This window comes from Deinococcus sp. LM3, from assembly GCF_002017875.1.
GTDB lineage: Bacteria > Deinococcota > Deinococci > Deinococcales > Deinococcaceae > Deinococcus.
This window is the reverse complement of sequence record NZ_MUFV01000001.1, coordinates 2875145-2900657: the sequence shown is the minus strand read 5'-3', so window position 1 is coordinate 2900657 and position 25513 is coordinate 2875145. Positions and strand designations below refer to the sequence as shown.

The 25513-nt window shown below is 71.3% G+C and carries 25 protein-coding genes; 10 read left to right on the top strand and 15 right to left on the bottom strand.

The window, feature by feature from the left end; genetic code table 11:
• Positions 1–70 precede the first annotated feature (70 nt).
• From BXU09_RS13670 to BXU09_RS13650, 5 genes are all read right to left on the bottom strand, one after another.
• Positions 71–1204, bottom strand: coding sequence for a DUF58 domain-containing protein (locus BXU09_RS13670; RefSeq protein ID WP_240501252.1), 1134 nt, complete (start codon positions 1202–1204; stop codon positions 71–73).
• Complete coding sequence (locus tag BXU09_RS13665) at positions 1201–2193, bottom strand: MoxR family ATPase (RefSeq protein WP_078304167.1); 993 nt, start codon at positions 2191–2193, stop codon at positions 1201–1203. The genes BXU09_RS13670 and BXU09_RS13665 overlap by 4 nt, the downstream gene beginning before the upstream one ends.
• The gene (locus tag BXU09_RS13660) at positions 2190–3662 is read right to left on the bottom strand and encodes a DUF4129 domain-containing protein (RefSeq protein WP_078304163.1); all 1473 of its coding nucleotides are present in this window, start codon (positions 3660–3662) and stop codon (positions 2190–2192) included. Before BXU09_RS13660 ends, BXU09_RS13665 begins: the two co-directional genes overlap by 4 nt.
• 199 nt (positions 3663–3861) lie before the next feature.
• Positions 3862–5598 (bottom strand): RNA polymerase sigma factor RpoD, encoded by a 1737-nt coding sequence (gene rpoD / locus BXU09_RS13655; RefSeq protein ID WP_078304160.1) that lies wholly within the window; start codon positions 5596–5598, stop codon positions 3862–3864.
• Between the two features lie 275 nt (positions 5599–5873).
• On the bottom strand, positions 5874–7088 hold the full coding sequence (locus tag BXU09_RS13650) for a class I SAM-dependent methyltransferase (protein WP_078304156.1): 1215 nt from the start codon (positions 7086–7088) through the stop codon (positions 5874–5876).
• Between the two features lie 126 nt (positions 7089–7214).
• Here BXU09_RS13650 and BXU09_RS13645 point away from each other — a divergent pair, with 126 nt between their 5' ends.
• The gene (locus BXU09_RS13645) at positions 7215–7883 is read left to right on the top strand and encodes a ribonuclease HII (RefSeq protein WP_078304152.1); all 669 of its coding nucleotides are present in this window, start codon (positions 7215–7217) and stop codon (positions 7881–7883) included.
• 6 nt (positions 7884–7889) lie between these two features.
• Here the strand turns inward: BXU09_RS13645 and BXU09_RS13640 are convergent, their stop codons facing one another.
• The 3 genes from BXU09_RS13640 to BXU09_RS13630 all read right to left on the bottom strand — a co-directional run bounded on the left by BXU09_RS13640 (position 7890) and on the right by BXU09_RS13630 (position 11057).
• Positions 7890–8693, bottom strand: a complete 804-nt coding sequence (locus BXU09_RS13640; protein ID WP_078304149.1) for a GNAT family N-acetyltransferase — start codon at positions 8691–8693, stop codon at positions 7890–7892.
• Between the two features lie 287 nt (positions 8694–8980).
• Positions 8981–9652 carry a hypothetical protein gene (locus tag BXU09_RS13635; protein WP_078304145.1) on the bottom strand — a complete coding sequence of 224 codons (672 nt, stop codon included), beginning with the start codon at positions 9650–9652 and terminating at the stop codon, positions 8981–8983.
• Positions 9653–9707: 55 nt separating this feature from the next.
• A complete protein-coding gene (locus tag BXU09_RS13630; protein ID WP_168174596.1) occupies positions 9708–11057 on the bottom strand; it encodes a M28 family metallopeptidase in 1350 nt (449 codons plus the stop codon).
• Positions 11058–11198: 141 nt separating this feature from the next.
• Here BXU09_RS13630 and lepA point away from each other — a divergent pair, with 141 nt between their 5' ends.
• The 3 genes from lepA (at position 11199) to BXU09_RS13615 (ending at position 15216) form a co-directional block, all read left to right on the top strand.
• A complete protein-coding gene (gene lepA / locus BXU09_RS13625; RefSeq protein ID WP_078304139.1) occupies positions 11199–13004 on the top strand; it encodes a translation elongation factor 4 in 1806 nt (601 codons plus the stop codon).
• Between the two features lie 188 nt (positions 13005–13192).
• On the top strand, positions 13193–14887 hold the full coding sequence (locus BXU09_RS13620; RefSeq protein ID WP_078304137.1) for an alkaline phosphatase PhoX: 1695 nt from the start codon (positions 13193–13195) through the stop codon (positions 14885–14887).
• On the top strand, positions 14884–15216 hold the full coding sequence (locus BXU09_RS13615) for a hypothetical protein (RefSeq protein WP_230272363.1): 333 nt from the start codon (positions 14884–14886) through the stop codon (positions 15214–15216). The genes BXU09_RS13620 and BXU09_RS13615 overlap by 4 nt, the downstream gene beginning before the upstream one ends.
• 72 nt (positions 15217–15288) lie before the next feature.
• Here the strand turns inward: BXU09_RS13615 and BXU09_RS13610 are convergent, their stop codons facing one another.
• From BXU09_RS13610 to BXU09_RS13595, 4 genes are all read right to left on the bottom strand, one after another.
• The gene (locus BXU09_RS13610; protein ID WP_078304134.1) at positions 15289–16386 is read right to left on the bottom strand and encodes a spermidine/putrescine ABC transporter substrate-binding protein; all 1098 of its coding nucleotides are present in this window, start codon (positions 16384–16386) and stop codon (positions 15289–15291) included.
• Positions 16383–17192: an ABC transporter permease gene (locus tag BXU09_RS13605; protein WP_078304131.1), complete on the bottom strand. Its 810-nt coding sequence runs from the start codon at positions 17190–17192 to the stop codon at positions 16383–16385. Before BXU09_RS13605 ends, BXU09_RS13610 begins: the two co-directional genes overlap by 4 nt.
• Positions 17193–17280: 88 nt before the next feature.
• On the bottom strand, positions 17281–18108 hold the full coding sequence (locus BXU09_RS13600; RefSeq protein ID WP_144012125.1) for an ABC transporter permease: 828 nt from the start codon (positions 18106–18108) through the stop codon (positions 17281–17283).
• An 88-nt stretch (positions 18109–18196) separates the two neighbouring features.
• Positions 18197–19270: an ABC transporter ATP-binding protein gene (locus tag BXU09_RS13595; RefSeq protein ID WP_240501250.1), complete on the bottom strand. Its 1074-nt coding sequence runs from the start codon at positions 19268–19270 to the stop codon at positions 18197–18199.
• A 253-nt stretch (positions 19271–19523) separates the two neighbouring features.
• On the opposite strand from BXU09_RS13595, the gene BXU09_RS13590 reads away from it, so the two are divergent.
• Together BXU09_RS13590 and BXU09_RS13585 are read left to right on the top strand one after the other, a co-directional pair.
• Positions 19524–20087 carry a hypothetical protein gene (locus tag BXU09_RS13590; RefSeq protein ID WP_205684146.1) on the top strand — a complete coding sequence of 188 codons (564 nt, stop codon included), beginning with the start codon at positions 19524–19526 and terminating at the stop codon, positions 20085–20087.
• An 80-nt stretch (positions 20088–20167) separates the two neighbouring features.
• Positions 20168–21061 carry an alpha/beta hydrolase gene (locus BXU09_RS13585; RefSeq protein WP_078304126.1) on the top strand — a complete coding sequence of 298 codons (894 nt, stop codon included), beginning with the start codon at positions 20168–20170 and terminating at the stop codon, positions 21059–21061.
• A gap of 36 nt (positions 21062–21097) precedes the next feature.
• Here BXU09_RS13585 and BXU09_RS13580 read toward each other — a convergent pair whose 3' ends face one another.
• A complete protein-coding gene (locus BXU09_RS13580) occupies positions 21098–21766 on the bottom strand; it encodes a pentapeptide repeat-containing protein (protein WP_078304123.1) in 669 nt (222 codons plus the stop codon).
• Positions 21767–21772: 6 nt separating this feature from the next.
• On the bottom strand, positions 21773–22534 hold the full coding sequence (gene map, locus BXU09_RS13575) for a type I methionyl aminopeptidase (RefSeq protein ID WP_078304122.1): 762 nt from the start codon (positions 22532–22534) through the stop codon (positions 21773–21775).
• A gap of 66 nt (positions 22535–22600) precedes the next feature.
• Between map and BXU09_RS13570 the strand changes: the two genes are divergently transcribed.
• The 4 genes from BXU09_RS13570 (at position 22601) to BXU09_RS13555 (ending at position 25040) form a co-directional block, all read left to right on the top strand.
• Positions 22601–23488: a M55 family metallopeptidase gene (locus BXU09_RS13570; protein WP_078304119.1), complete on the top strand. Its 888-nt coding sequence runs from the start codon at positions 22601–22603 to the stop codon at positions 23486–23488.
• 83 nt (positions 23489–23571) lie between these two features.
• A complete protein-coding gene (locus BXU09_RS13565) occupies positions 23572–24021 on the top strand; it encodes a hypothetical protein (protein WP_078304115.1) in 450 nt (149 codons plus the stop codon).
• Between the two features lie 47 nt (positions 24022–24068).
• Positions 24069–24503, top strand: a complete 435-nt coding sequence (locus BXU09_RS13560) for a GNAT family N-acetyltransferase (RefSeq protein WP_240501249.1) — start codon at positions 24069–24071, stop codon at positions 24501–24503.
• Between the two features lie 33 nt (positions 24504–24536).
• Entirely contained in the window at positions 24537–25040 is a 504-nt protein-coding gene (locus BXU09_RS13555) for a hypothetical protein (protein ID WP_078304111.1), read from the top strand.
• Positions 25041–25043: 3 nt separating this feature from the next.
• Here the strand turns inward: BXU09_RS13555 and BXU09_RS13550 are convergent, their stop codons facing one another.
• Complete coding sequence (locus tag BXU09_RS13550) at positions 25044–25493, bottom strand: hypothetical protein (RefSeq protein ID WP_078304108.1); 450 nt, start codon at positions 25491–25493, stop codon at positions 25044–25046.
• Positions 25494–25513 lie beyond the last annotated feature (20 nt).

Below are 25513 nucleotides of genomic sequence, written 5' to 3'. Positions count from 1 at the left end.
GGGGGCCGCCTGAAAGCGTTCTTCATGTCGGCTGCATGCTGGCTCCCGCAGCTTGGCTGGCCCTCGCAGGTTAGCCGAGGGTCAGGACGCTCTGGTTGCCGCGCAGTACCACGACCTGAATGCCGGCCCCGGCCAGCGCGGCGGCGCGCCGTTCGAGGTCGCGCACCGTGTCGGGCAGGCCAGTCCACTGGCGGCGGGGTGTCTCGCCGGGTTCCAGGTAGAAGCCTTCGGGCAGCGCGACGATGGTGACGCGGGCGGCCGTGGCGCGGGCGTGCAGGGCCTGGGTGAGCAGGTCCGGGCCGGGGCTGGCGGTCAGGAGGATCAGGTTCCCGCCGCTGCGGGTGGGGGGCAGGCGGGGCGGGGCGGCGTCCGGGGCGAGGCGGGCCAGGAGGCGCAGGGCGGCCTGCATGGACAGCGGGTCGCGGCCGCTGGGGCTCAGGGTGTCGCGGGTGGCGGCGGCGACGGGCAGGCCCAGGCTGGCGGCCTCACGGACGAGGCTGGCGGCGAGGCGGGCGGCGCTGTCCACGAAGACCTCGCCCCCGCTACTGGTGTCCACGAACACGGTCAGGCTGCTCGCGGCGGTGCGTTCGGGTTCGCGGACGGTCAGGGTGCCGGTGCGGGCGCTGAGGCGCCAGTGAACGCGGCCGGGCGGGTCTCCGGACACGTAGTCGCGCACGCCGCGCAGGCTCAGCGGGTCGTCCAGGCCCACGCGGCGGGTCAGGGTGCCTTCCGAGAGCAGGGGGCGCAGCAGGTCCGGCAGGATCAATCCGTGCGTGCCGGGAAACACGTCCAGGGTGGTGGGCGGGGCGGGCAGCGGCGCGGAGTGCCAGAACAACCCGAGCGGGTCGGCCCAGCGCAGCGTGCCGCCGGGCCAGGTGTGCGCGCCGCGCCGGTTGAGGGTCAGGGTGGTGGTCAGGTCGTGTTCCGCGTGGCCCAGCAGGCGCACGCTGAGTTCGGGCGTCACGGCCGGAACGACGCCGCGCGGCGTGGGGTCGTCCAGCAGGACGCGCAGGGGGCGGCGGCTGCGCAGCGTGACGCGCACGGTCAGCGGGACGCGGGTGCCCTCGAACCCCGTGGCGGACACGGCGCGTTCCACGCTGACGCCGGGCGGTCGGCGCGAGCCCCACCACAGGGCGGCCAGGACCGCGCCGATCAGCAGCAACCAGGGCAGGGCGGTGGTCAGGACAACGGACAGGGTGTTCACCGGGCGGGCGGCGCGCCGAGTTCGGCGGGCACGGGTTCGGCCTTCAGCAGCTCGGTGACGATGGCGTGGTCGGGCACGCCCTGGAGGCGCGCCTCGATGCGCAGGCTCAGGCGGTGGGCGAGGACGCCGGGCGCGGCCGCCTGCACGTCGTCCGGGGTGACGAAGGACCGCCCGGCCAGCCACGCGAGGGCCTGCGCGACCCCCTGGAGGGCGAGGCTGGCGCGCGGCCCGGCGCCCAGGGTGACGCTGGGGTGCGTGCGGGTGCGGGCGCTCAGGCGCGCGAGGTACGCCTGCACCTCGGGCGCGACGAACACGGCGCGGACCTGCGCCTGCGCGTCCAGCAGCGCGGCGGGCGTGGTGACGGCCCCCAGCGTGGCGATCGGGTGCTGCGTCTGGAGGCGGGCGAGCATCCGCACTTCCTCCTCGTGGGTGGGGTACCCGACCGACAGGCGCAGCAGGAACCGGTCCAGCTGCGCTTCCGGCAGGCGGTAGGTGCCCTCGTTCTCGATGGGGTTCTGCGTGGCGATCACCACGAACGGCGCCGGGAGGGGGCGGGTCACGCCGGATTCCGTGACCTGCCCCTCCCCCATCGCCTCAAGGAGCGCGGACTGCGTGCGGGGCGTGGCGCGGTTGATCTCGTCGGCCAGCAGCACCCCGGTGAAGACCGGGCCGGGCACGAACTCGAAGGTGCCGCTCTGCGGGCGGAACACGCTGACGCCGGTCACGTCGCCCGGCAGCAGGTCCGGCGTGAACTGCACCCGCTGGAAATCCAGGCCCAGGCTGACGGCCAGGGCGCGGGCCAGCATGGTCTTGCCGGTGCCCGGCGCGTCCTCCAGCAGGACGTGCCCGCCCGCCAGGACGCCGGCCAGCGCGAGGCGGGTCACGGCCTCCTTGCCGACCAGGACGCGGGCGACGTTCTCCAGGACCGCGCGGGCAAAGTCCGGTGTGGGGGCGGGGGCGGAAGTGGTGGGGGTCAGGGTCTGGGTCATGGGGTGTCCTCGGTGGGGGCGGGGGGCAGGGTGGGGAGCGTGCGGGTCAGGAGGTCGGCGGCCTGTTCGGCCTGCGCGGCGTCCTCGTCGGTCAGGCGGCCGCCGTAGCGCACCGGTTCGTACGCGGCAGTCAGGGTGGCGAGCGGCGCGGCCAGTGGGGCGTGCAGCGCGCCCAGGCGGGCGGCGTACGCGGCAGGTGTCTCGGCAGCCGCGCGCGGCCACCCGGCGGCGCTCAGGGCGGTCTGCGCGGCGCGGTACGCCTCCCGGACCCGGTGCGTGGCGGCGGCCTGGGTGCCGGGCGCGTCGGCGGGCCCTTCTGTTGGGGATGTGGGCAGGGCCGGGTCCGGGGTGCCCTGGCGCCGCAGCCACAGCAGCGCCCCGGCCAGCGCGAGCGTCAACGCCAGCGTGGACCAGATCAGCGTGGGCAGCAGCCAGGACAGGTCGATCACGCGCGCCGCGTCCCCGCTGGCGGGACTCCCTCCGGCTCCCGGCCGTCCCTGCGTTTCGCGGGCGGCCGGCAGGAGCGCCGCCGAACCGCCCGACTCGCCCAGGTACAGCAGGACGGCCGCCACCACCCACAGCAGACCCGTCAGCAGCAGGCCCGCGACGATCAGCCACTCGGCCGGGTGGGGGGGCTGCCCACGCGAGCGCCGCAGCGCCGGCACGCCCAGAGCCGCGCCCGCCAGCAGCAGGCCGCCCAGCAGCATGAGTTCCACCGGCAGGCCCGCCTGACCCAGGTTCAGGGTCACGGGCGGCTGGAAGGGTTGCAGCAGCGGCGCTCCGGCCGGCCGGCCACCGGATGACGGGGCGACGTCGGGGGTGGGCGTCCCTGAAACCGTCTCACTGACGGGTGGGGGACCAGCCACGTCCCGGCCACCCGGTCCGGCCGGGGATGTGGGTAGCAGCAGCGCCAGCAGCAGCAGCAGCGCGGCTCCCAGCGCCAGCAATCCCCACCAGCGGCGGGCCGGTTCCGGGGCGGTCAGCGGGGCGCGGCGGGCGTCCGGGCCGGGGCGGGCCAGCGCGCCGCCCAGCAGGGCCAGGGGCACGCCCACCTGCGGGGCCAGCAGCCCCAGGGCCAGCGGGACCAGCAGGGCGCGGCGGCGGCCGTCCTCCAGGGCGTGCGCGGCGGCGCTCAGGGCAAAACCGCCCAGACTGGCCAGCAGGTACAGCCCGGCCAGCCGTACCAGCGCCGCCCCGTCGCCCAGACTGCCGGGCAGCCCGGACAGCAGGCCCAGACCGATCAGCAGTTGCGTGCCCAGCACGCGCGCCTGCGCCCAGGCGGGCCAGCGCACGCCCAGCGCGAACAGAGCGCACAGCGCCGCCACCGACCAGAACGGCAGCAGCCCGGCCAGACACAATGGCAGCAGCGCCAGCCCGAAGGCCGTCCAGGGCGGGACCATGACGCCCAGGGGCGCGGCGTTCAACACGCGGCGCCCCACGTGCGGCGACACCGGCAACAGTCGGGCCACCGGCCCGCCACAGAAACAGGAAAGATCATGACTGACCGAGGATACGCGCCCACCCGCGCCCCGGTTCCCGCAGGTGTGCGCGCCCGTCCGGAACGCGTGGCGGTCACGGCCCACAACAGCAGACCGCCCCGGCCTGGGCAGGCGCGGGGCGGTCGGGGTGGGAAGGTCGGGGTGGCGGGTCTTCAGTGCAGACTGGTCTTCAGTCCAGGAAGTCGCGGAGTTTGCGGGTGCGGCTCTCGTGGTACTTCAGCTTGCGCAGCGCCTTGTTCTCGATCTGGCGGATGCGTTCGCGGGTCACGCTGAAGCGCTGGCCGACCTCTTCCAGGGTGTGCTCGCGGCCGTCCACGAGGCCCTTGCGGAACTTCAGGACCATCGCCTCGCGCTCGGTGAGTTTGCTCAGGGCCTTCTCCAGCTCCTCGCTCAGGAGGGTCTTGGCGGCGTTCTCGACCGGGCTGTCGAGGTTCTCGTCCGGGATGAAGTCGCCGTAGAAGGAGTCCTTCTCGTCACCGATGGGGGTTTCCAGGGACACGGGTTCCTGGCTGACCTTCTGCACTTCCTCGACCTTGTTGGCGTCCCAGCCGGGGCCCATCGCCTCGGCGATCTCCTCGTACGTCGCCTCGCGCGACAGTTCCTGCTGCAGCTGCCGGGCGGTGCGGGTCAGTTTGTTGATCGTCTCGACCATGTGCACCGGAATGCGGATGGTGCGCGCCTGATCGGCGATGGCGCGGTTGATGGCCTGACGGATCCACCACGTGGCGTACGTGCTGAACTTGTAGCGGCGGCGGTACTCGAACTTCTCGACCGCGCGGATCAGGCCCTGGTTGCCTTCCTGGATCAGGTCCAGGAAGCCCAGGCCGCGTCCGGTGTACTTCTTGGCGATGGACACCACGAGACGCAGGTTCGCCTCGATCAGGCCCTGGCGGGCGGCGGCGCCGTCCTCCATCTGACGCATCAGGCGGCGGCGGCCCCGGTCGTCGAGTTCCAGGTCCTCGTCGAGAATCTTGCGGGCTTCCTCGCCCTCCTCGATGCGGCGGGCCAGCGCGATCTCCTCTTCCAGGGTCAGCAGGGGCACGCGGCCGATCTCGTGCAGGTACTGCCGCACGGGGTCGTTGCTGACCGCGCGGGGCATGTCGTCGAAGTACTTCTCCTCGTCGTCTTCCTGCTGGCGCGAGGCGGACGCGGCCGCGACGGGGCTGTCGTCGGTATCGTCGTCGGCGTCGGTGTCCTCGTCCTCGTCGAGGTCCTGCACCTCGATGTTGATGGACGCCAGGAACAGCTGCATGTCCTCGAAGGCGTCGGGGCTTTCGGGGTCCAGGCCGTTGGCCTCGAGGGCGGCGGCGAGCGCCGTGGCGATGTCCTCACTGGCCAGCACCCCGGCCGCGCGGCCCGCTTTCAGGAGTTCCTGAATGCTGCCGTGCGCGTAGTAGGGTTTCTCGGCGACGCCGCCCTTGGCGGGCGCGGCCGCTTTCGGCGCGGGTTTCGCGGCGCGGGACGTGACCTTGCCGGGCGTGCGGGCCGGAGCGGCGGGCGCGTCGGCGGCCTTCTTGGGCTTGGCGGCCTTGGGTTCGGCCGCCTTGCGGGCCGGCTTCTTGGGCGCGGCCTCGTCGGTGGTGTCCGTGTCGGCCTTGGCGGGCTTGGCGGCTTTCGGGGCCGCTTTCTTCGCGGGGGCCTTGGGCGCCCCGGTCACGGCCGGCTGGTCCGCTGCGGGCTGGGCGGGCGCGGTCTCGGCGGCGGGCGCGGCCGGTTTCGCGGCGGGTTTGGCGGCCGGTTTGACAGCGGCCTTCGGCGCGGCCGTGGGGGCGCTGGTATCGCTGCCGTCCTCGCGGGGGGCCGCCACGCGTGCGCGCGCCCGGACCGCCGGTTTGGGGGTGGGGGCAGCGGCGTCGGTGGGCGCCTCGACTTTCTTGCGGGTGCGGACGGTGGGGGAATCTGCCATGCGGCCTCCTGGGGCTCGGTTGGAACGTGATGAAGAAACTTGGCGGACAACGGTGGAACCGGCAAAACGGTGAAGTGGGTGGGACGGAAGCCCTGCGGAGTCGGCCGGAGCCGGTCACCGGAACGCGTCAGTCTAGCAAACGCGCAAAACAGCGGGCAGGGCGCGGCAGGTCGCCGCCGCAGGGCGGCGCGTGCGGGTGGGGTGAACGCAGGGGCGGGCCATCAAGCGGAATACGCGGCCCGCCCCGCAAAGGTTCCCGGTGGGGGGTGGGCGGTTCAGGCGCGCGTGACCGAGAGGACCTTGAAGCCGCCTTCACGCAGCGTCTCGCGGACCGGGCCGATCCGGGACAGGTCCGCCTCGTACGGGAGCGGTTCGTTCGCGACGAGGTGCACGGTGCCGCCCGGACGCAGGCGGCGCGCGGCGGCCGCGATGAACTCGCGGGCCACGTCCAGCACCACGCCCCGGCCCACGTGGAAGGGCGGGTTGGTGAGGATCACGTCGAAGGTGCGGTCGCCCAGCGCGGCGTCCACGTCCGAGTGGATGGCCTCGCCGGTCAGGCCGGACGCGGCCAGGGTCGCCTGCGCGCTGCGGACGCTGGGCAGGTCGCCGTCGACCAGCGTGACGTTCGCGCCGCGCCGCGCGGCCCACGCGCCGATGATGCCGGTTCCGCAGCCCAGGTCCAGCACGTCCAGGCCATCCAGGTCCAGGCTGTCCAGCGCGCCCAGCATCAGGGTGGTGGCCTTGTCGGGCTTCCCGGCGCTGAACACGCCGGGCAGGCCCACGACGCTCACGCCGAACGCCTCGAAGGCCTCGGGGTCGGGCTGGGGGGGCGTGGGGCCGGGGCGGCGCACCAGTTTCGCCACGCGCATCCCGCCGTCGCGGGCGATGGTCTCGCCGGACCCGAAGGCCTTCCCGGCGGCGCGCACGTAGCGGTCGAAGCCCTTGTCGCGGTCCCCGGCGATGTACAGCGTCCCGCCGGGCGGGGTGCAGGCGTGCGCCCAGGCGACCTGCGCCTCGGCGTAGGCGTTGCCACGGTCGCCGGCCAGCACGACGCACACGGTGCGGGCGCGCTCGGGCCAGCGGTCCGTCAGAGGATCACCGGGAATGGCGGCGTGGGCGTCCAGTCCGGCGGCCTGCAGGACCTTCAGGGCGGCGGCGCTGCCTTCCACGGCGCGCAGCTGCACGCCGGCCAGCGTGCCGATCAGGCCGCCCATGGCGCTCAGGTCCAGCACGTCGCCGCGCACCCGGTCGCGGCGCATGGTGAGGGCCAGCAGCGCCTGCGCGGCGTCCACGTCGGGGAAGCCTCGCACGCCGGGTTTGGTCAGCACGGTCAGCCGGTCGAGTTTCTCGGGCAGCCGGGCGGGCCGCACGTCCGTGTACGGCGCGGCCGGGGCGGGCGGCGCGGCATTCCTGATGCCGCTGCTGGCGGGAGAGGCGGCGGCCCCGGAGGGTCGGTTGAGTCTGATCTTCTGCTTGGGCCTGCTCGTCACGCCCTCCAGAGTCGCACATTCCGCGCGCCGCGACTGTTCACGGGCGCGAGGTCACGCGGCAGGGTCGTTCAGCGCGGTCGTTCGGCAGGGTCGCGGGCCGGGGCGCGATGCGCTACCGTTCCGGGCATGACGGTCCCCCCCAGCGTGACCCCCGACTGGTCCTTCGAGCGTGAACACTGGCGGCGCGGGCATTTCCGCGTGGCGGGCGTGGACGAGGCCGGGCGCGGCGCGTGGGCCGGGCCGGTCACGGTCGCGGCCGTGATCCTGCCCGGCTCGGCCGCCGAGTACCCGTTCCGGGACAGCAAGCAGCTGAGCGCCGCGCAACGCGAGCAGTACGCGCAGGTGGTGCGTGAGGTCGCGCTCGCCTGGGCGGTCGAGCACGCCTGGCCGGACGAGATCGACCGCCTGAACATCCTGGGCGCCACGCACGCCGCCGCGCACCGCGCCCTGGCGCGGCTGGACCCGGCCCCGCAGGCGCTGGTCACGGACTACCTGAAACTGCGCGTGACCGTGCCGCTGTCTGCGCCGCCCAGAGCCGACGCCCTGAGCTACTCGGTCGCGGCGGCCAGCCTGCTCGCCAAGACCGAACGGGACCGGGTGATGCTGGAACTCGACGCGCAGTACCCCGGTTACGGGTTCGCCGGGCACAAGGGGTACGGCGCGCCCGCCCACCGCGCCGCGCTGCACGAACGCGGCGTGACCGACGCGCACCGCCGCAGTTTCGCGCCGATCCGGGCGCTGCTGAATGAACCGGCGTCCCTGTTCGGCGACTCCCTGTTCGGCGACCTGACCTGAAAGCCTTCAGGCGTCTGGGGGGCGTTTCTGGAAGGACAGCTGCGTCTCGGTGGGGCAAAAGCCCAGGCGTTCGTACAGCGCCTGCGCGTGGTAGTCGGGGTCGGCCACGATGACCAGCGTGCGCGTACCCAGCCGCTCGTGCGCCCACTGCGCGGCCGCGTGGACCAGCGCGCCGGCCAGTCCGCGCGAGCGGTGCTGCGGGTGCGTCTCGACCGTCTGGTAGCGGGCGACGCCCTCGCCCACGTCGAACAGGCCCAGGGTGCTCAGGGCCGCGCCGTGCGCGTCGAAGGCGGCGAATACCGCGCCCTGCCCGCGCTCCTGCACGGCGCGGGCGCCCGCCAGTTTGCGCGTCACGAACTCCAGGTACCCGGCCGCCTCGTGCGGGTGGGGGCCGGCGGCGTTCACGGCCATCCGGAGGCGCGCGGCGGCCTCCCAGTCGGCGTCCGAATGCAGGGGCCGCAGGTCCAGGGTCGGCGTGCGGCGCGGCGGGACGGTCTGCGCGGCCGTCAGGACCGTGTCGCGCAGGACCTCGTACCCGGCGGCCTCCCACTCGCCGCTGTCCACGCCGCCGTCCGGGGTGTCCACGCCGAAGGTGCGGTGCTCGGCGTCCGGGAAGGCCCGGCGGAACAGCGCCTCCCAGCGGGGCCGGTCGCCGGGCTGCGGCGCGGCAGGCATCAGCAGGAAATTCCCCCACCAGAACATGGGATTTCCGGGCGAGCGGATGACGGTGTGATCGGCGTTCCGCTCGGTCACACCTCCCTCCGCGACCCGCAGCGCGACATCGGTGAAGAAGGCGAGCGACCTGGGCATACCCCGAGTTTACCTGCCCCGGCGGGGCCGATCCGGGGTGGGCACGGACAGCCCGTCAGACGGATTCCGTTTGTTTCACTGACAGATCGGAACACCACCAATCTGCCAGCTCCACGTCCGGAACCCGTTTTTCTCCTTCTCGCTTCGCTCGGATTGAACGGGCTTTGCAGCCCATTCAATCGGAGTATCAGACGGAACCCACCCTGCTCCACCTCTGCGGGGCAGCTCTACGAGTCGCATCCGCTCGGATTGAAGGGTCATTGCAGCCCCTTCAACCGGAGTCCGTGTCAGAGGGGCAGGTACAGCCAGTCGACGGTCGCGTCGGTCCCGGCGTCGGTCACGTCGAAGGTCAGGCGGTCCGGGCCGAGTTCCAGGCGGGTTTCCAGGACGTTCCAGCCGCGCCGCAGCGAGGGCCGCACGCGCAGGGTGCCGGCCAGGGTCTGCCCGGCCAGCGTGAAGGTGCAGGTCTGGTCGCTGCCCAGGGTGGCGGCGCGGTCGCTGAACACGAACTGCCGGATTATTACCTGGACCTGCTGCGTGCCGATGGCCTGCGGGGCGGGCCGCAGCGTCCCGGTGACCTGCGCGCCGATCAGGTAGCGCCCGCCGCTCAGGACGAGCAGGCGGGCGGCGAGCGGGTCGGTGGTCAGGGCGCCCTGGCAGGCGGCCAGGGTCCCTCCCGGCAGGGCCGGGCCGAGCAGGTCCAGCAGGGTCGGCGCGGTGTCCGGCAGGGTCGGGTCGGGCGGCAGGGTCAGCCCATACCGGCCACTGGCAGTGACGGCGGCCTGCACGACGTCCGTTCCGGCCGGGCCGGTCTGGGCGCTGAACACGGCGGTCCCGGCGGCCGGCGGGAAGATGACCGTACCGCCGCCCTGCGTGCCCGGCGGCCCGGACCGCGACCCGCACGACACGCCGGCCAGCAGGGTCAGGCCGGCCAGGAGTGGAAGCAGCGAGGCGTTCACTGCGAGGAATCTAACAGTTTTACGGGGTGGGTGCGGGCCATGACTGAACGGGCGGTCAGCGGCAGTCGCGGCCCGTGATGCCGCAGGGTTCCCTGGGAGTCCAGGGGGCGTCCAGCGCGGCCAGCGCGACCTGCACGGCCAGGGTGGCGGCGTCCTCGGCCAGCGCGGGGTTCAGGGTGGTGTCGGTGGGGCGGTGGTAGTGGCGGTCCTCGCCCCGGTGCAGGAAGGCGGTGCGCACTCCCACCAGCTTGAACGGCAGGTTGTCGCTGCGGCCCGTGACCGGCGAGGACCGCCCGAAGGTCTCGCGGGTGGTGGCCGGCGCGTCCCGGAAGGTGCGCAGGTCCGGGCGGAACGAACGGGCCAGCGAGAGCAGTTCCGGGTGCGCATCGACGCCCAGGGATTCGGCATTCACGCCGACCATGTCGAAGTTCAGCATGGCGCGCGTGCCTCGCAGCGGCAACGGGTGGGCGCGCACGAAGGCGCGGCTGCCCAGCAGGCCCTGTTCCTCGGCGCCGAACAGCACGAACCACGCGCGATCCGCCAGGGGCGTGCCGGCCGCCTGCCGGGCCGCGTGCAGCACGGCCAGGATGCCGCTGGCGTTGTCGTTCGCGCCGGGACTGCCGGGCACGCTGTCCAGGTGCGCGCCGAACAGCACGTCCGGCGTGGCCTCCACGCGCGCCGCGATCAGGTTCCAGGCGGGGGCGTCGCTGGTGCGGACGGTGGTGGTGAAGGTGACCTCGCGGCCCACCCCGGCCAGCAGCGCGCGGCCCACCCCGGGCGTGACGCTCAGGACCGGCAGGGCCACGTTCCCCAGCGGGCTGTACGCGGGCGGGTACGGGCAGTCGTTCACGATGACCAGCCCCAGAATCCCCGCGTTCAGGGCGCGGTCGGTCAGGTCCCGCCACGGGCCGTCCGGGCAGGTCGTGACGGCCAGTTTGCCCAGCAGGCCCTCCAGTTGCGCGTCGGTCACGCCGGGCGGCAGGCGCACCAGCGTGCCGGTCTGCTCGGCCGTCTGCACGCCCAGCAGGGCCTCGCCGGTCAGGGTCTGCGGGTCGCCGGGGCCGCCGAGGGTCACGGTTCCCTCCCGCTGCGCGGGCATGGGCACCCGCTCCGGGAGGGCCTGCCGGGTCACGCGGTACCCGAGCGCCTCGAACTGCGCCTGCGCCCAGTCCAGGCTGCGGGCGTTCCCGGCACTCCCGGTCTCGCGCGGGCCGAGGGTGCGCAGGGTCTGCCAGTCCTGCGCGGCGCTGATTCGCTGCGCGCCGGGCTGCGCGGGCGGGTTGACCGGGCGGGCCGCCGCCTGCCACGCGCCCCAGCCCACGCCCCCGGCGACCAGCAAGGGCAGCAGCACCTTCCAGGCGGGAACAGGGGGCCGGGTGGGCAGCGGGCGCAGCGGTCTGGGCATGGTCACTGTCACCATACGCAGCGGCCCGGCAGAAGGTTGCCGCAGGTGCGCGCCGGGCAGACGCGGCCGCCCTGGCCCGGCGCGGAATTTCCGCAGCGCTGCGCCCGGTCTGGAAGCCTCAAATGCACTAGACTGCTCTGTGTGAACGTCAGGAACTTCTCCATTATCGCCCATGTGGACCACGGGAAATCGACCCTCGCGGACCGCATCATGGAGCGTCTGGGCGCGATGACCGAGCGCGACAAGCGCGACCAGACCCTCGATACGCTCGAACTCGAACGCGAGCGCGGCATCACCATCAAATCCACGCCCGTCCGCCTCCAGTACACCCGTCCCGCGCAGGAAGACGGCTCGGGCGGCGAGACGTACACTTTCAACCTGATCGACACGCCCGGCCACGTGGACTTCAATTACGAGGTCTCCCGGTCCCTGGCGGCGTGCGAGGGCGTGCTGCTGCTCGTGGACGCCTCGCAGGGCGTCGAGGCGCAGACCATCGTGAACGCGTACCTGGCCATCGACAACAACCTGGAGATCGTGCCGGTCATCAACAAGATCGACCTGCCGGCCGCCGACCCGGAAGGCGCGGCGCAGGAACTGGAGGAAGTGATCGGCATTCCCGCCGAGGACGCCGTGTTCGCGTCCGGCAAGTCGGGAATCGGCATCACCGAGATCCTGGAAGCCATCGTGGACCGCATTCCCTCGCCCAGCGGCGACCCCGAGGCCCCGCTGAAGGCGCTGATCTTCGACTCGTTCTTCGACGCGTACCAGGGCGTGATCCTGTTCGTACGCGTGCTGGAAGGCACCCTGACGCCCAAGGATCAGATCCGCCTGATGAACGCCGGCAAGAACTTCGAGGTGGACAAGGTCGGCACCTTCAGCCCCGGACTGGTCGTCGGGGATTCCCTTCCGGCCGGTTCGGTCGGCTGGGTCGCCGCCGGCATCAAGGACATCCAGGACGCGCAGGTCGGCGACACCCTGACCGGCCGCGAGCGGCAGACACCCGAGGCGTTCCCCGGCTTCAAGCCCGCGCAGCCCGTGGTGTTCTCCGGCCTGTACCCCACCGACACCGAGGATTACCGCAAACTGCGGGACGCGCTGGAGAAACTGAAACTGAACGACGCGGCGTTCTCCTTCGAGCCGGAAACCAGCGAGGCGCTGGGCTTCGGCTTCCGCTGCGGGTTCCTGGGCCTGCTGCACGCCGAGATCATCCAGGAACGCCTGGAACGCGAGTACGACCTGGACCTGATCGCCACCGCGCCTGCCGTGGTGTACCGCGTGACCCTCACGAACGGCGACGTGTTCGAGACGCAGAACCCGGCCGAGTTCCCCACCCGCGACCGCATCGAACTGGTCGAGGAACCGTACATCAAGCTCAGCATCATGCTGCCCGAGGAGCACGTCGGGCCGGTCATGCAGCTGCTACAGGAACGCCGTGGGTCCATGATCACCATGAACTACGTCGGCAAGCGCGTGGAGCTGCTGTACGAGGTGCCGTTCGCGGAGATCCTGTACGACTTCCACGACCGCCTCAAGAGCATCAGCCGTGGGTACGCCAGCATGGACTACGAGCAGCTCGGCTACCGCGAGGGAGACCTGCGCAAGGTCGACATCATGGTGAACAACGAGGTCATCGACGCGCTGGCCGTGATCGTGCACGAAACCAAGACGTACAGCCTGGGCCGCAAGATCGTGGACAAGATGGCGGAAGTCATCCCCCGCCAGATGTTCCCGGTGCCCGTGCAGGCCGTGATCGGCGCGAAGATCATCGCGCGCGCCACCGTGAAGGCCTTCCGCAAGGACGTGCTCGCCAAGTGCTACGGCGGGGATATCAGCCGCAAGAAGAAACTGCTGAACAAGCAGAAGAAAGGCCGCGCCCGCATGAAGCAGTTCGGGACGGTCGAGGTGCCGCAGGAAGCGTTCCTGGCGGTCCTCAGCACCGACGAGTAATACCCCGCGCACCCGGCACCCCGCCCTGCGTCCAGACGGACGTGCGGCGGGGTGCTTCTGTTCTCTGACCTGCAACGTACAGTCCGGCGTCCGTTGTCGATCTGACCCCGGTTCAACTGCGACCCGCATGACACTCGGCTGACCGGACGCTGAAGGTCCGCTGACCCGACGCACCCAGACTGTTCATCATGACCTCACAGGACAAGGTTGAAGCCAGCTTCTGGCACCGTCTGCTCGACACCCGCCTGACCCGCCGCACGGCGATCGGGAGCGCCGCCGCGACGGCCGCCGCCATCACCCTGCCTCTGAACATCGCCGAGGCGCAGACGAACAACGGCGGCCCCTCCACGGTGGACGCGAAGAAGATCAAGCCTCAGACGGTCGCGCCGTTCAAGCCGGTGCCCGTGACGGGCGCGGACGCCCTGACGCTGCCGGCCGGGTACCGCTATCAGGTGCTGGCCCCGTGGGGTGAGAAGTTCACGAACGACGGGCGTGAGATCGGCTTCAACCACGATTACGTGGGGTACTTCCCGATCGACATGCTGCAGGGCGGGCAGAGCAGCACCGAGGCGCTGCTGACCATCAACCACGAGTACGCCAACGCGCTGTTCGTGGGCGGCAACACCAAGGAGCGCACGCCCGCGCAGGTGAAGGCCGAGATGGAGGCCGTGGGCGTGAGCGTGGTGCGGGTCCGCCGGGAGGGCAGCGAGTGGAAGGTCGTGCCGGACGCCCGGAACCGCCGCATCGACGCGCTGACCGACATCGAGCTGACCGGCCCGGTGCGCGGCACGGCGCCCGTGAAGGGTGCCACGATGGTCAAGGGCAGCGTCGGTAACTGCTCGGGCGGGCAGACGCCGTGGGGCACGCTGCTGACCTGCGAGGAGAACGTGGACGGCTACGCCAAGGCCTGGGCGGGCAGCGGCTACGAGGCCATGCACCAGGGCTGGGTGACCGAGATCGACCCCTTCGATCCCGCCTGGACGCCCAAGAAGCGCACGGGCATGGGCCGCTTCCGGCATGAGAACGTGGCGATCACGGTCGCGGCGGACGGCCGCGTGGTCGGATACATGGGTGACGACATGCAGGACGCCTGCGTGTACAAGTTCGTGTCGCGCGGCCGGTACAACCCGGCGGACCGCGCCGCGAACCTGAAGCTGCTCGAAGACGGCGACCTGTACGTGGCGAACTTCGGGAACGGCAGCTGGGTGCTGCTGGACTACGACCGCAACCCGAAACTCAAGGACGCCAAGGGCGCGGACGGCAAGGCGCTGTTCGGCAGTCAGGCCGACGTGCTGGCCGACGCCCGCGCCAGCGCCCTGGCGGTCGGCGGGACGCCCGTGGACCGGCCCGAGGACATCGAGATTCACCCCCGCACCGGCGAGGTGTACGTCGCCCTGACGAACAACTCCAAGCACGGCAACTACTTCGGGCAGATCATCAAGTTCCGTGAGGCCAAGGACGACTGGACCGCCACGACGTTCCTGTGGGAAGTGTTCGCGGTGGGCGGCCCGCAGAGCGGCTTCGCCAGCCCCGACAACCTGGTGTTCGACCCGTACGGGAACCTGTGGATGGTCACGGACAACAGCGACCTGAGCAGCAACCCCATCAAGGAGTTCCACGGGAACAACGCCATGTTCTTCTTCGCGACCGAAGGCCCGGACGCCGGGAAGGCGCAGCGCTTCGCGATCGGCCCGGTGGACGCCGAGATGACCGGCCCCGTCTGGAGCCCCGACGGCAAGACGCTGTTCCTGGCCATCCAGCACCCCGGCGAGGACAGCGAGAGCCTGGACAAGCTGCGCTCGAACTTCGCGGCGAAAGCCGGCACGAACATCCCGCGCCCCACGCTGGTCGCCATCGAGGGCTTCCCGGGCTGGAAAGCGTGAGCGCCGTGAGCCTGCCGCCGCTGAAAGCCCCGTGGATCGTGGGCCGCACGCCGCTGCTGGAGCACGCCGCCGACGAGTTCCTGAACGAGGTGACCCGCCAGCGCCCCTGGACGCGCGCCCGCGCCGAGGAATTGCTGGAAGCCCTGGACAACTTCCTGGGCCGCCCGGCGCCGCTGCGGGCCTTCACCCGCGCGACCGGTGAGGCGTGGCTGCGCGCCCTGCACGAATCCGAACGCGACGAGGCCCGCGAACTGATCGGCGAGTTCCGCGCGTACCTGCGTGACTGGGGCTGGCTGGACGCCCTGCACCCCGTGAACCAGCCGGACTGAACCACAGACCAAGAGCAGGGCGCCCCCACGTTCAGCGGGGGCGCCTTGCTTCTTGGCTTCTGGACTGCGGGCTCAGCGGCTCTTGAGTTCCGTCCAGATGCGGTCGTACAGGCGTTGCGGGCGGCCGGTGGGCAGCTCGCCGATGAAGTCCAGGCGGCCGTCCGTGAGCCACGCGGCGGGCGGGTTCAGGGCGGGAATGTCCTTCAGGAAGTCGTCGAGGAGGGGTTGCGCGGCGGCGTTCGGGGTGGCGTAGTAGGTGTAGTTGCTGAGCTGCGCGCCGTTGTCGGCGTCGAGCAGGTAGTCGATGAAGCGGTGCGCGAGGTCCGGGTTGGGGCTGCGCCTGAGAACGACCAGGGTGTCCATGCTGATGGTGGTGCCCTGGCGGGGCAGCAGGACCTGCACGTTCTCGTCTTCCTCGGTGGCGATCAGCAGGTCGCCCACGTAGATCTGCCCGAGGTCGATCTGCCGGGCCAGGAGTTTGTTGCGGGTGCCGGGGCCGCCGTCGAAGCCCTGGAAGCCCTTCTTGGCGACCACGCCGCGCAGCAGGTCGCGTGCCTGGCGCAGCTGGGCGACGTCGGTGGTATTGGCGCTGAAGCCCAGGTACTTGAGGGCCGCGCCGATCACCTCGCGCGGATCGTCGAGCAGGACGAAGGTGCGGGTGTCATCCGGGCCGAAGATCTCGGCCCAGGTGTCCTGCGGCACGTAGCGTTCCCGGTTGTAGGCCAGTCCGGTCGCGGCGTACTGGTACGGCACGGAGTAGCGGTTGCCGGGGTCGTAAGGGGCGTTCAGGAAGCCGGGCGCGATGTTCTTCAGGTTCGGCAGTCGGGACTTCTCCAGCGGTTGCAGCAGTCCGGCCCGGACCATGGTCTGCACCACGTAGTTGCTGGGCACGGCGATGTCGTACTGCGCGCCGCCGCCCTGCAACTTGGCGAGCATGGCCTCGTTGCTCTCGAAGGTGTCCAGCACGACGCGCACGCCGTTTTCTTTCTCGAAGGCGGTCACGAGGTCCGGGTCGATGTACTCGGACCAGATGAACACCCGCAGGGTCCTGCCGTCGCCGCGCGTGATGGGCGCGGTCACCGGGCCGGAGGTCGCGGCGGGCTTCTCGACGCGGTAGCAGCCGCTCAGCAGGACCGGCACGAGCAGGGCGCTCAGGGCGGCGCGTTTCATGGCTGCCTCCGGGGGCGCAGCAGGGCGTTCGCGGCGACGATGGCGACCACCGTGACGAGGACCAGCAGGGCGCTCAGGGCGTTGATGTCCGGCGTGACGCCCCGCTTGACGTTCGTGTAGATCAGGACCGGCAGGGTGTTGAAGCCCGACCCGCTCGTGAAGTACGTGACCACGAAGTCGTCCAGGGACAGCGTGAACGCCAGCAGCGCGCCCGCCAGCACGCCCGGCAGCGCCAGCGGCAGGACCACGTGCGTGAATGACCGCAGGCCGGTGGCGCCCAGGTCCCGCGCGGCTTCCTCCAGTTCCGGGCCGTACCCGGCGAGCCGCGAGCGGACGGTCAGGGCCACGTAACTGATCTGGAAGGTCACGTGCGCCAGCAGCACCGTCCAGAAGCCGTTGTCGAAGGTCCAGCCCAGGCGCTCCAGGCCCGAGCGCACGAACGCGTAGAACATCAGCAGGCTCACGCCCATCACCACGTCCGGAATGACGATCGGCAGGACCAGCAGTCCGGTCAGGGCCGTGCGGAAGCGCAGCGTGTACCGCCACAGGCCCAGGCCCACCAGGGTGCCCAGCACCGTGCTGATCAGCGTGCTGACCACCGCCACGGTCAGGGTGTTCGTGAGGGCCTCGCGCACGTCCGTGCGGGCGAACAGCACCCCGTACCACTTGGTGGTGAAGCCCGCCCAGGTCGCCCCGAAGCGCGAATCGTTGAACGAGAACACGACCAGCACGATGATCGGCAGGTACAGGAACGCGTACACCAGCCACGCCCACACGCTCAGGGCCGGATGCGTCCGCCGGATCATGGGGCCCTCCGGGCGGTTGACAGGTGATGGTTGATGGTTGAAAGAGGGTTCCATCGACCATCAACTATCAGCCGTGCGCGTAGCGCACTCATACGAGTTCCTCCAGGCCTTTCTGTCCGGCGCGGCGGGCGTAGCCCCACAGGCCCAGCAGCACCATGCCCATGAGCAGGAAACTCAGGGCGCTGCCGTACGGCCAGTCGCCCGCCTGCCCGAACTGGTTCTGGATGAGGTTCCCGACGAGCGCGGTCTTCGCGCCGCCCAGGATGTCGCTGACCACGAAGGTGCCCAGTGCCGGGATGAAGGTCAGCAGGATGCCCGCCACGAGGCCCGGCAGGGTCTGCGGGAACACGGCGGTCATGAAGGCCCGCAGGGGGGGCGCGCCGAGGTCCTGCGCGGCCTCCAGCAGGCGCCAGTCGATCTTCTCGACGCTGGAGTACACGGGCAGCACGAAGAACGGCACGAACGCGTACACCATGCCCAGCAGGGTCGCCGTGAGGCTGGGCACCAGATCGAAGGGCCGCAGGATCAGGATCCAGGCGTACACGCGGATCAGGAAGTTCGTCCAGAACGGGATGATCAGCAGCAGCAGCAGCAGGTTCTTGCGCCGCGCGTCCTGGCGGGCGATGTAGAACGCCAGCGGGTAGCCCATCAGCACGCACAGCGCTGTGCTGAGGCCCGCCACCCACACGCTGCGCCACAGCACGCGCGCGTTGTCGGCCGTCCACTCCTGGAACAGCGCGTCGTACCCGAACACCCGCCCCCAGTTCTCCAGCGTCCACGGGCCGCCCACCTGCGCGAGGTCCGTGCGCGTCAGGAACGAGTACCCCAGCATCACCAGCGCCGGAACGATCAGGAACGCCGCCAGCCACAGCGTGCCCGGCCCCAGCGTGGCGAAGAACCGCCGGACCGTCAGCACGGAGCACCTTCGGTGCGGTGATGGTTGAAGGTTGATGGTTGATAGAGGGGTGTTCCATCAACCATCAACCTTCGACTATCAACCCCCGTCATGCTTCTTCCAGCACGACGAGGTTGTCGGGCGGCAGGTACAGGGTGACCTGTTCCTCGTAGTCGAAGTCCTCGTCGGCGCCGATGTCGGCGTTCAGCTGGAACACCACGAGCTGCTGGCCGCTGGCGCGCAGCAGGTACTGGTTCTCGGCGCCGGTGTACACGATGTCGTCCACGGTCGCGCGGATCTCGTTACCTTCGGTCTCGTCGTCGCGTTCCATTCTCAGTTTCTCGGGCCGCACGGACAGCGTGACGTTCTGGCCGGGGCGCAGGCCCTCGCCGTGCGTGGTGCGCAGCGGGCCGTGCACGGTCTGCACGGTGGCGCCTTTGCCGTCCACGCTCAGGACGGTGCCCTCGATCAGATTGCTGCTGCCCAGGAAGTTCGCCACGAACGCCGTCCTTGGCCGCTCGTACAGTTCCTCGGCGCGGCCCAGCTGTTCCACGCGGCCCCGGTTCATGACAGCGATGCGGTCACTCATGACCAGCGCTTCCTCCTGGTCGTGCGTGACGAACACGAAGGTCATGCCCAGGCTCTCCTGCAGGTTGGCGAGTTCCACCTGCAGCTCCTTGCGCAGTTTCAGGTCCAGCGCCGAGAGCGGCTCGTCGAGCAGCAGCACCTGCGGTTCGTTCACGATGGCGCGGGCCAGCGCCACACGCTGCCGCTGCCCGCCCGACAGCTGATCCGGGCGGCGAGAGGCGAAGTCCGCGATGCGCACGCGCTCCAGGGCCTGCATGACGCGGGTGCGGGCCTGCGCGGCGGGCACGCCCTTCATCTTCAGGCCGAACGCGACGTTGTCCTGCACGCTCAGGTGCGGGAACAGCGCGTAACTCTGGAAGACGGTGTTCACGTTGCGCAGGTGCGGCGGCACGCCCGTCATGTCCTGCCCGCCGATGATGACCTGCCCGGCGTCCGGCTGCTCGAAGCCCGCCAGGATGCGCAGCAGGGTCGTCTTGCCGCACCCGCTGGGACCCAGCAGGCTGAAGAACTCGCCCCGGCGGATATCGAGGTCGATGTCGTCCAGCACGCGCGTCTCGCCGCCCGACGTCGACCTGAAGCTCTTGAACACGTCCACGACACTGACGGCCGCGTCGGCGGACAGTTCACGCGCGCGTTTTCCCTTGAACGCGACGCCGGTTATGGACGGAACCTCTGAATCTGACTCATGCCAGGGATTTTACTGGCCTGGGCGGGCCGCCACCCCCACTCCGCCTTAAGGGTGACGCGGCGTACGCGCAGGCGGGGGTAGGCTGACCGTGTTCCGCTGCCACCACGCCCTGTCGCGAGTGCCCTGTGCCGAGTGCCCTGTCCCGAGTCGAGGTTTCCCTGTGGAAGACATTCTGGTTCCCCTGTTCTTTTTCGCGTCGGTGTTCGGTTTTCCGCTGGCGCGGCGCGCCATGATTCACCGGCACAACCTGGAGTTGCTGCGCGCCCGGTCCGGCCCGGCTGAGGGTGCGGCCGCGCCGGGCACCCCGCCGGACGACGCGCCCGCGCTGGCGCTGCGACTGCCCGAACCGCACCGCCTGTACGCCCTGGCGCTGCTGTGCCGCCTTCAGGACGCGCCCGCCACGCTGGAGCCGCACACGCGGGCGACGCTGGGCCAGATCCGCCGGGAGTACCTGCCGGACACGCTGCGCAGTTACCTGAACCTGACGCCCGCCGCCCGCGAGCAGCTGCGCGCCGGGGGCCGCGATCCGGAAGGGCTGCTGCGTGAGCAGCTGGAGCACCTGAGCCGGGGTGTGGACGGCGCGCTGCGGCAGGATCACGGCAGCGCCAGCCGCCTGCTCACGCAGGGACACTACCTGCGCGACCGTTTCGAGGCGTCCACGCTGGACACGGCCCGTCTCGATGCGGCGGCCCGCATCCCGGTCGGAACGTCCGTTCAGAAGTGATCCGGCCGGGCCAGACCGAGGTGACGCGCCGGTCAGATGATCTTGACGGCCCGCACCGGCATCAGACAGACTGACCTGGAATGAAAAACTTAACTGTCGGCCTCGCACTGACCGTCCTCCTGGCTGCCTGCACAGGCGTGCAGCAACCGCCCAGCACGGCCTCGCAGGAACAGCCCGTGACCACGCTGGCGCTCAACCCGTTCGAGCGTGGCCCCGCCCCGACCACCGCCAGCCTGGAAGCGACGCGCGGGCCGTACGCCACCACCTCGACCAGCGTGTCCCGCTACCGGGTCAGCGGATTCGGGGGCGGCACCATCTACTACCCCACGACCACCACCGACGGCACCTTCGGCGCGGTGGCCATGTCGCCCGGCTACACCGCCACGCAGAGCAGCCTGTCGTGGCTGGGGCCGCGCCTCGCCTCGCAGGGGTTCGTGGTGTTCATCATCGACACGAACAGCATCTACGACCAGCCGTCCTCGCGCGGCACGCAACTCCTGGCGGCGCTGCGGTACCTGACCGGCAGCAGCGACGTGCGCAGCCGCATCGACCCGAACCGGCTGGCCGTGATGGGCCACAGCATGGGCGGCGGCGGCAGCCTGGAAGCCGCCAAGACCAACCCCGCCCTGAAGGCCGCCGTGGCCCTGACTCCCTGGAACACCGACAAGACCTGGCCGGAACTGCGCACGCCCACCCTGATCATCGGCGCGCAGTCCGACACGGTCGCGCCGGTCGCCTCTCACTCGGTGCCGTTCTACACCAGCCTGGCGGCCACGCTGCCCCGCACGTACCTGGAACTGCGCGGCGCCAGCCACTTCGCGCCGAACACGTCGAACACGCCCATCGCGCGGGCCAGCGTGGCGTGGCTCAAACGCTTCGTGGACAACGACCTGCGCTACAGCCCGTTCCTGTGCCCGGCCCCGGCGGTCGGCACCACCTACTCGGACGTGCGCAGCAGTTGCCCGTTCAACTGACCGTCGCGGTAGTCCGGCACTGACGCGAACCGGTGTTCAGGGAAGGGCATCCGGGTCCGGGAGGCTCTCCCCCACCCGGACGCCCAGCAGGTGGGCGAGGTCCGGCAGTTGCGCGGCGTCCACGGTCACGCCCTCCAGTTCGCGGGGCGTGACGCGCAGGCCACGCAGGTCGCTGGAACGCAGGTCGGCCCCAGCCAGCCGCGCGCCGCGCAGGTCCGTGCGGGGCAGGCGGCACGCCCGGAGGATCAGGCCGGGCAGGTCGGCGTCCATGAATGCGGCCTCGGTCAGGTCGCAGCTGTCCAGGCGCAGGTGGGCCGCGTCGGCCTTCACCCACACGCTCAGGGGGGCGACCACGCGGGTCAGGAGCACGTGCCGCAGGCGAGCGTGGGCGGCCTGCACGCCCAGCAGGCGGCAGTCCGTGAACTGCACGCGTTCCAGCGCCGCGTCTTCCAGTCGTGCGCCGCTCAGGTCGCAGCCCTCGAAGCGCACGTCGGTGAGGCGCACGGCGCGCCAGTGGACGCCGGTCAGGTTCACCCGCCGGAACACGCAGCCCTGGAAGGTCACGGCGTTCAGGGCCTCTGCGCCGGTCAGGTCGCCTTCCAGCGCCAGACCCCGGTACACGGTCTCGCTTTCCAGCGGGCCGGGCGGCGGGGCGCGCAGGCCGCCGCGTGGGAATTTCGGGGCGTTCGGGCGGGTCGTGTCCATGGACCGTTACAGCGTGAGGATCTCGTAGCCCTTGTCGGTGACGACCAGGGTGTGCTCGAACTGCGCGCTGGGCTGCCCGTCGGCGGTGGTGACGGTCCAGCCGTCGGCCTGCAGGCGCGTCTCGGGGCGGCCCAGGTTGATCATGGGTTCCACCGTGAACACCATGCCCGGCTGGAGTTTCAGGCCGGTGTAGCGCGCGCCCCAGTGGTAGATGGTGGGTTCCTCGTGCAGGCGTTTGCCGATGCCGTGCCCGGTGTACTCGCGAACGACGCTGTACCCCCGCGCCTCGGCGAGCGTCTGGATGGCGTGCCCGATGTCGCCGGTGCGGGCGTTCGGGCGGATGACGTCCAGCCCCGCTTTCAGGCACTCGCGGGTGGTGTCCACGAGGCCCTGCACCTCGGCGCTGACCTGCCCGACCGTGTAGGTGTAGCAGGCGTCGCCGTACACGCCGTTCATCAGCACGCCGATGTCCACGCCGACCACGTCGCCGTCCTGCAGCACGCGCCCGTCGGGAATGCCGTGGCAGATGACCTCGTTCACGCTGGCGCAGATGGTGCCGGGGAAGGGATTGTTCTTCGGGCCGTAGCCCAGGTAGGCAGGCGTGGCGCCGGCGCGGCGGATGTGTTCCTCGGCCAGGGTGTCGAGTTCTTTCAGGGTGACGCCGGGCTTCACGTGCGGCTCCAGCACGCGGAACGTTTCCGCGACGAGCGCCCCGGCGCGGCGCATGGCTTCGATCTCTCGGGCGGATTTCAGGGAAACGCGGCTCATAACGCATGAGGCTAACACGGCCCGGCCGTGCCCTTCCCTGCCGCGCGTCACGGTACCCTGACCCCCATGAGTGACCAGCACGGCGGCCCAGAGGCCCGGCGAATCGTGATCAGCGTGGACATGGAAGGCGTGACCGGCGTTTCCAGCTGGGTGCAGGTCAGTCCGCCCGAGTTCGGTGGGCTGGTCAGCGGCGCCGAGTACGAGCGGGCGCGCGAACGCATGACCCTGGAGGCAGCCGCCGCCGCGCAGGGCGCGCTGGACGCCGGAGCGACCGACGTCCTCGTGAACGACAGCCACGACACCATGCGCAACCTGATTCCGGAACTGCTGCCGGACGGGGTGCGCTTCACCAGCGGGAACGACAAGCCCCTGAGCATGGTGCAGGGCGTGCAGGAGGCCGGCGTGCTGGGCCTGCTGTTCGTGGGCTACCACGCGCGGGCCGGAAGCGTGCGCGGGCCGCTGGCGCACACCTGGAACGGCTTCATCCGGGACGTGCGCGTGAACGGCGTGAGCACCGGCGAGTACGGCCTGAACGCCCTGCTCGCCGGGCATTACGGCGTGCCCGTGCTGTTCGCCTGCGGGGACGACGTGGCCATGACGGAAATCACCGCCGAACTGGGAGGGGATGTGGTCACGGTGCCGGTCAAGGAGGGCCTGAGCAGTTTCGCGGCCACGCACCTGCACCCGCGCGAGGCGCAGCGCCGCATCCGCGACGGCGCGTTCCGGGCCGTAACGCAGGCGCTGCACTCGCCGCCCCAGCCGTACGGCACGCGCTTCCCGGCCGCCGCGCAGCTGAGTTTCGATCATCAGGCCCGCGCGGACGCCTGCGAACGCGTGCCCGGCATCACCCGCATCGACGCCGTGACGGTCGGCTGGGAGAGCGACAACGCCTTCCATCTGTTCCAGACGTTCCGGATGCTGGCCAGCGTGGCAGCCGTGCGCCTGAATGCCTGAATGCCTGAATGCCTGAACGCCTGAACGCCTGAACGCGCGCAATCCTGCGCACATCCTCATCCGGCGTCCGCTAGCCTGAACGCATGCGCCGCACCCTGACCGCCCTGACTGCCCTGAGCCTCGCCGCCACCCTGACCGCCCCCGCCAGCGCCGCTGCCGTGTGGGCCGGCGTGGACGCCACCACCAGCGGGTACGGCGTGCACGCCGGCACCGCCCTGCTGCCCATCCCGTTCATCGGCACGGTCGGCGTGGAAGGCAGCGCCGAACGCCCCTGGCAGACGACCGACACCACCTACAACCGCTACGCCGCCGGCGTGACCCTGCGCGACCTGAACCTCCCCCTGACGAAAGTGGACGCCTTCGCCACCGTCGGCGGGCAACTGACCGCCGGCAGCAACGAGAACCGCTTTGCGCTGTACGGCGAGACCGGCCTGCGCGGCCCCGTGTTCGGCCCCGCCGGATGGCGCGCGTTCGTGCGGGCCAGCACCGCCGGACAGATCGGCGCGGGCATCGGCCTGGAACTGCGCTTCTGACCGCAACGGCATGCACCCGCCCGGCCGTCCTCTGACAGACTGCGCCGGTGACCACCGAACCCACATCCTCCGCCTACACCCTGCACACCACCCTGGACGGCGTCACGCCGGGGCAGTTGCAGGGCTTCTTCGTGAACTGGCCCAACCCGCCCACGCCCGAGACGTTCCTGAGCCTGCTGACCGGATCGTACCGGGTCGTTCTCGCCGTGCATGACGGGCAGGTCATCGGCTTCGTGCAGGCTGTCAGCGACGGCGTGCTGACCGCGTACATTCCGCTGCTGGAAGTTCTGCCCGAGTGGCAGGGCCGGGGCGTGGGCCGCGCCCTGATGACCCGCATGCAGGCCGAACTGCGGCACCTGTACGCCGTGGACCTCGGCTGCGACGACAACCTCGTCCCGTACTACGAGGCACTGGGGATGCGGCGAGGCAACCTGATGTTCACGCGCAACTACGCCCGGCAGGACGGGTCGCCCACCGGGTGAAACCGGGCGGGGCCGCGCCGCGTACTCCCCACCGTGGTCACCTTCGATCTGACGATGCTCCTGATGTACCTGCTGGCCGGGCTGCTGGCCGTCACGGCGCACGAGTGCGCGCATGTGCTGCTGCCGCTGCGGGCCGGGGCGTCCGGCGTGCGCGTGCAGCTCGGGGTGGATGGGGGCCGGTCCGTGGCGCGGTTCCGGGTGGGGCGGATCGCGGTGGACGTGCGCCCGTACCCGTTCTGGATAGGCCGCGCCCACTGGGATCACGCGAACATGACCCCGACCACCTGGGCGTGGGCCATTGCCCTCGGGCCGCTCAGCTCCGCCGCGCTGTGCGCCCTGGGCGCGCTGCTGTGGCGCGGTGGAGGCGACCTGACCGGTCTGTTCGGGCAGGCGCTGGCCGTGTTCGCCGGACTTCAGGCCCTCGTGACCGCTATGCCCGTCCGCTACCCCGTCTGGATGGGCATGGGCGCAGGCACGCCCAGCGACGGGCGGCAACTCCTCGACCACTGGCGGGGACGGCAACCGGCAAACGCCTGAGCGTCACCAGTACCGGAACAGCAGTTCGCCGCGCGTCCAACCCAGGTGCCGCGCGCCCTTCGCTGCGCCGGGTGTCAGGCGGTCGAGGTCGGCGCGGTCGGGCTGTCCGTTCAGCCACGCGGCGTCCGGCACGAGCCAGCCGCGCGCCTGCCACCACGCGGTCAGGCCGGGCGGATTCAGGTAGGGCGCGAAGGTCAGCCCCGGATGCGTGGCGTCCGTGAACGCCAGCAGCGGCCAGTCGGTGTCTGCCAGCAGCCTCACCGCTGCCCCGCCCGCCGCAGGCCGGAGGGTCTGACCCCGCACGCCCGTCAGGGGATCGAGGTGAAGCCCGCCGGTCAGCGCCCAGCCGAATTCGCGGGCGCAGCGGTGCAGGTCGGCGGTCAGGCGCGCCGGGGCGTGCGCGTCCGCGCGGGTCAGGTCGTCCCGCAGCCACGGCAGCACGCCCGGTTCCACGTTCAGCCCTCCATCGTCAG